This window comes from Bradyrhizobium sp. (genome assembly GCF_019244115.1).
GTDB lineage: Bacteria > Pseudomonadota > Alphaproteobacteria > Rhizobiales > Xanthobacteraceae > Bradyrhizobium.
On the sequence record NZ_JAFATE010000044.1, the window covers coordinates 1 to 4,777 of the forward strand.

Consider the following 4,777-nt stretch of genomic DNA (forward strand, 5'->3'; position numbering starts at 1 on the left):
CTTCGAGCTGGCCGAACCAGAACGCGCTGATTTGCGTCAGCACCGCGCCTTTCATTGGGATGGTCTCGGCCATCACGACATCGAAGGCGGAGATGCGGTCGGTAGTGAGAAGCAGCACGCGATCGTCGCTGGCGGAATAGATGTCGCGGACCTTGCCGTGTCCGATCTTCGGCAAGGGTAGGTCGCTCTTCAGCATGGTGGTCATCGCATGGCTTTCGAAGCAAGGCCGCGTGGTGCGGGTGGGGAAGCCCCACGCGATAGCCTATTCCGGCAGCGGAATGAACTCGTGCTCCTGCGGTACGGGTGCGAAACGGCCGGTTTTCCAGTCCTGTTTGGCCTGCTCGATCCGCTCCTTGCTGGAGGAGACGAAATTCCACCAGATGTGCCGCGGGCCTTCCAGCGCATTGCCGCCCAGAAACATCATCCGGGATGGTCGCAGCGTCTTGACGGTGATGCGGTCGCCCGGGCGGAAGATCAGGAGCCGCGGTCCCTCATAGCGCTCGCCTGCGATCTCCACCTCGCCATCGACCAGGTAGATCGCGCGCTCCTCATGGTCGGGATCGAGCGGCACAGTCGCGCCGGCCGCCGCCGTCACCTCGGTGTAGAACCAGGGCGAGATCATCTCGACCGGGGACGAAATGCCAAACGCGCTGCCCGCGATGACGCGGGCGTTGAAGTCGCGTTCGGAGATCATCGGCAGGTCGCCGGCGGCATAATGCTGGAACGACGGTGCGATCTCTTCGGAGGCGGCCGGCAGCGCGATCCAGCTCTGCAGGCCCAGCATGTTCTGCCCCGTGCTGCGCTGCAGGTCGGGCGTGCGTTCGGAATGGGCGATGCCGCGTCCGGCGGTCATCAGGTTCATGGCGCCGGGCTGGATCTCCTGGACGTTGCCTTCGCTGTCGCGATGCATGATGCTGCCGTCGAACAGATAGGTGACGGTGGCAAGGCCGATATGCGGATGCGGCCGGACATCCATGCCCTTGCCGGACAGAAATTGCACGGGACCGAAATGGTCGAAGAAGATGAAGGGGCCGACCATCTGCCGCCTGCCATGCGGCAGGGCGCGCCGCACGGCAAAGCCGTCACCGAGGTCGCGCGTGCGCGGCACGATGACGAGCTCCAGCGCATCGCAGGTCATGGGATCGCCGAGCACGGGATCGTTCGAGGGGAGCCAGCTCATGGGAACCTCACCTTCGTTTGCGGCGAAATTTGATGTTGACGACGATCATAGCAGGAAATGATTTTGAGCTGAGACATAAAAGGAAACGTGACAATGAAAATTGCCGTCAAGCCGGGCGCCGCGCTGGCGCAAGTCAATGGCCCCATGATCGAGACCGATCGGCTGATCCTGCGCACATGGCGCGAGGCCGATATCGCGCCCAACACCGCCATGCTGGCCGATCCCGGAACGGCGCGGTTCATCACGCCGGACCACAAGCCGGTCACCGACGAGCTTGTCGGCTGGCGCAACGCGGCCATCATGATGGGACATTGGGCGCTGCATGGCTTCGGCTATTTCGTCGTCGAAGAGAAGTCATCGGGATCATTCGTTGGGCGCGTCGGCCCATGGTATCCACCACGCTGGCCGGGCTTCGAGGTGGGCTGGGGCATCGCACCCGAGTTTCGCGGCAAGGGCTATGCGCTGGAGGCGGCGCGCGCGTCGATCGACTGGGTGTTCGACAATCTGGCCGTTGACCGCATCATTCATTGCATCGATCCCACGAATGGCGCCTCGCAATCGGTCGCGCGCCGGCTCGGTGCCGGCGTCGAGGAGCAGGCCGAATTGTTCGGCCACCCCGTCGATCTCTGGGTGACCACGCGGCAGCGGTGGCGGGGTGGTGGTTGAAAGCGAGCGCGTCACTGCCTTCCGAATTGCGTCGCCTGCGCGACACGATCGAAACGCTCCAGCGAGAGGATCGCGTCGGCGAGCTGATCGGCACGGCCGGCCAGCACCGGGCGGGCGAGCGTCAGAAACTTCTGCTGCATTGCCGCGCGATCCGGAAACGACGTGGGCTCTCCGGACGGATCGGGATAGAGCCGCTCGTGCACGCCGTCATCGGTCTCGATCGACACCCGCGCGCCAAACGGATGGCTGCGGCCGATCTCGAGGCGGTCGTCCTGCACCACGTCGAAGCGGTCGGCGAGCGCGTCGATCGCGGCATCGCCCAGCCGTTCGTAATCGTCCCAGCCGAAGCGGCCCTGGTCGAGCGCGACCGCGCCGGTGAAGAACATCGAAAACTGTCCGCCGACCACCGAGCGCGGATGCCGCTTGGTTGCGGCGTCGCCGGTCAGGATGATGCCGTTGCGATGCAGGCCGATCTCGACCCGCTTGATCTGGTCAGGCGTCAGATTGTGCGCGCGGCGCATCGCGATCAGCGCGTCGATTGCGGCATGGGTGTAGCGGCAGCTCGGATAGGGTTTGATGCCAATCTTCATGGTCTCGTAGGTCGCGCCGAGCCCGGCCGTGGCCTTGTCGGGATGGGCGTTGTCGCTGTAGCCGACCAAGAGCCCGTGCTTGCCTTCGACCGATTCGATCGCGCCGACAAAATCATTGCGCGCGAGACTTGCCGCGATCACGCCGTTCATGGCAGCCGCGCCGACCTGGTAGCGCTTGTTCCAGGCGCCGTTGACCAAAAATTGCAGCGAGCCCGCGGCCTGGCTGCCTGACACGCCGAACGCGGCGACGATCTGATCCTGCGACAGGCCAAACAGTTTTGCCGCCGCTGCCGCGGCGCCATAGGTGCCGGCGGTCGCGGTCGGATGAAAGCCGCGCGCATAATGCGAGGTCGGATCGAGCGCATTGCCGAGCCGGCAGCACACCTCATAGCCGGCCACGATCGCGGTCAGAACCTCGTGGCCCGACGCTGCGACCATCTCGCCGACCGCGAACGCCGCCGGCACGACAGGTGCGCTCGCATGCAGCGAAGAATCGGCATGGGTATCGTCGAAGTCGAGCGAATGGCCGAGCGCGCCGTTGAGCAGCGCGGCTACCGCCGGTGTCCACGTCCTGGCATCCCCGAACACGGTCGCCTCGCCCGCGCCGTCGAGCCTGAGGGTCTCGAGCATTTTGAGCAGCGACGGCGTCGATTCGGCATCGCGCCGGGCGCGGATGGCGCTGCCGAGAAAATCCAGGGTCAGCGCCTTGGCGCGGCCCTGCACCTCCTGCGGAATGTCGACGTGCTTCAGATTTGCCACATAGCCTGCGAGCGTTGCAGTTTCCTGGCCCATCGTGTTTCCTCGTTAGTTGCCGGCAGCGTAGGCGGGCCGGTCTGGCCTTTCAAGCCGCAGGCGGTAAGAGCTGCCGTGCGCGAGGGGATGCCGTCGGTGCAAGGATCCGGATCGAAAAGGGTGATGGTTCGGGCAAGGCGGTTGCGGGGTCGGCTGCGATCGCGCAAGGCGCAATTGGCGCTTGCGGTCCGGATCACGGTCGCCGCCGTCGTGGCGTACGCGGTCGCGCTGGCCTTGCACCTGATGCTGCCGCTATGGGCCGTGCTGACGTCGCTGATCGTCACCCAGCTGAGCGTCGGCCGGTCGTTGAAGGTCAGCCGCGATTATCTGTTCGGGACGGTCGGCGGGGCACTCTATGGTGGTGCCATCGCGGTGCTAGTCCCCCATTCCGGCGAACTGGAGCTGCTGGCCCTGCTGGCGCTGGCGGTCGCGCCGATGGCGTTCCTGGCGGCCATCAAGCCGAGCTTCAACACCGCCATTGTCACGTCCGTGATCGTGCTGCTGCTGCCGGAAATGCGTCACGCGCCGGCTCTGAGTTCCGCGATCGATCGTGTGCTCGAGGTCGGCGTGGGCGCGATCACGGGTCTTCTGGTGTCGTTCCTGGTCTGGCCGTCGCGGGCACAAGAGCAGATCCGCGCCAGCGCCGCGCGGCTGTTCGAGCTGATCGCGGCGGCGCTCGCCGAACTGCTCGCCGGCCTGTCACGCGGCCGCGACGTCGAGGCCTTGCACCGCATCCAGGACGGCATCGGCGCGGCGCTGGTCGAGTTGAATGCGACGGGCACGGAGGCGGAGCGCGAGCGCGCGGCGCATCTGTCGAGCGGTCCCGACAACGGGCCGCTGCTGCGGACGATTCTGCGGCTCCGCCATGACGTCGTGATGATCGGACGGGCCACCGTGGTCCCGCTGCCCGGCGAGCTGCAGGCGCGGCTCGCCGCGCCGATCGCCGCTGTCAGCGACGCGATCACCAGTTATCTGCGATCCTGTGCCGCCGCGCTGCGCGATGGCGAGATGCCGCCGGCGATGTCCGTTGTCGAGACGGCCATCGCCGCCTATGCCGCCGAAATTGCGGCTGTTCGCGGCGAGGGGCTGACGCGCGGCCTGCCCGGCGATGCGATCGAGCGGTTCTTCGCGCTGGGGTTTTCGCTGGAGCAGATGCGCCAGAACCTGATCGATCTCGAGCGCGTCGTTGCGGAATGGTCCAGTACGCCGCGGCAGGCCCCGTCGGACGAGGCCGAGTTGGGAGCGTAATCGACCCGGAGCGAACGCCGCTGACGTCTTCGACGCTCATGCCGAACCAAGCCTGTTCACAAGCAGGCGGAAGCGCGTGATCAGCAGGGAGGCATACACCGCGCTGCCGACCGATAGGCCGATCCAGACTCCCACCGCGCCGAGGCCGGCGTGAAACGCGAGCACCCAGGCCGAGGGGAAGCCGACGAGCCAATATCCTGTTGCGGCGAACATCAGCGGCATGCGGGTGTCCTTCAGGCCGCGCAGGGCTCCCGCCGCGATGGTCTGGAGTCCGTCGGTCACGAAGAACGTCGCGCCGACC

Annotated in this window: 5 protein-coding genes and 1 pseudogene; 2 read left to right on the plus strand and 4 right to left on the minus strand. The window is 66.3% G+C overall.

The annotated features are described in order from the left end of the window. The coding region (locus tag JOZ76_RS02135; protein WP_291696983.1) for a phosphoribosylaminoimidazolesuccinocarboxamide synthase at positions 1–205 on the minus strand (205 nt) is incomplete at its 3' end. A 57-nt stretch (positions 206–262) separates the two neighbouring features. After that, on the minus strand, positions 263–1,180 hold the full coding sequence (locus tag JOZ76_RS02140) for a pirin family protein (RefSeq protein ID WP_291696984.1): 918 nt from the start codon (positions 1,178–1,180) through the stop codon (positions 263–265). A 93-nt stretch (positions 1,181–1,273) separates the two neighbouring features. Between JOZ76_RS02140 and JOZ76_RS02145 the strand changes: the two genes are divergently transcribed. Next, complete coding sequence (locus JOZ76_RS02145; protein ID WP_291696985.1) at positions 1,274–1,846, plus strand: GNAT family N-acetyltransferase; 573 nt, start codon at positions 1,274–1,276, stop codon at positions 1,844–1,846. An 11-nt stretch (positions 1,847–1,857) separates the two neighbouring features. On the opposite strand, the gene JOZ76_RS02150 is transcribed toward JOZ76_RS02145, so the two are convergent. Next, entirely contained in the window at positions 1,858–3,228 is a 1,371-nt protein-coding gene (locus tag JOZ76_RS02150; protein ID WP_291696986.1) for an MmgE/PrpD family protein, read from the minus strand. A 123-nt stretch (positions 3,229–3,351) separates the two neighbouring features. Between JOZ76_RS02150 and JOZ76_RS02155 the strand changes: the two genes are divergently transcribed. Continuing rightward, positions 3,352–4,476 carry an FUSC family protein gene (locus JOZ76_RS02155; protein WP_291696987.1) on the plus strand — a complete coding sequence of 375 codons (1,125 nt, stop codon included), beginning with the start codon at positions 3,352–3,354 and terminating at the stop codon, positions 4,474–4,476. A gap of 36 nt (positions 4,477–4,512) precedes the next feature. Here the strand turns inward: JOZ76_RS02155 and JOZ76_RS02160 are convergent. Continuing rightward, a pseudogene (locus JOZ76_RS02160) lies at positions 4,513–4,777 on the minus strand (MATE family efflux transporter); the annotation flags it as partial.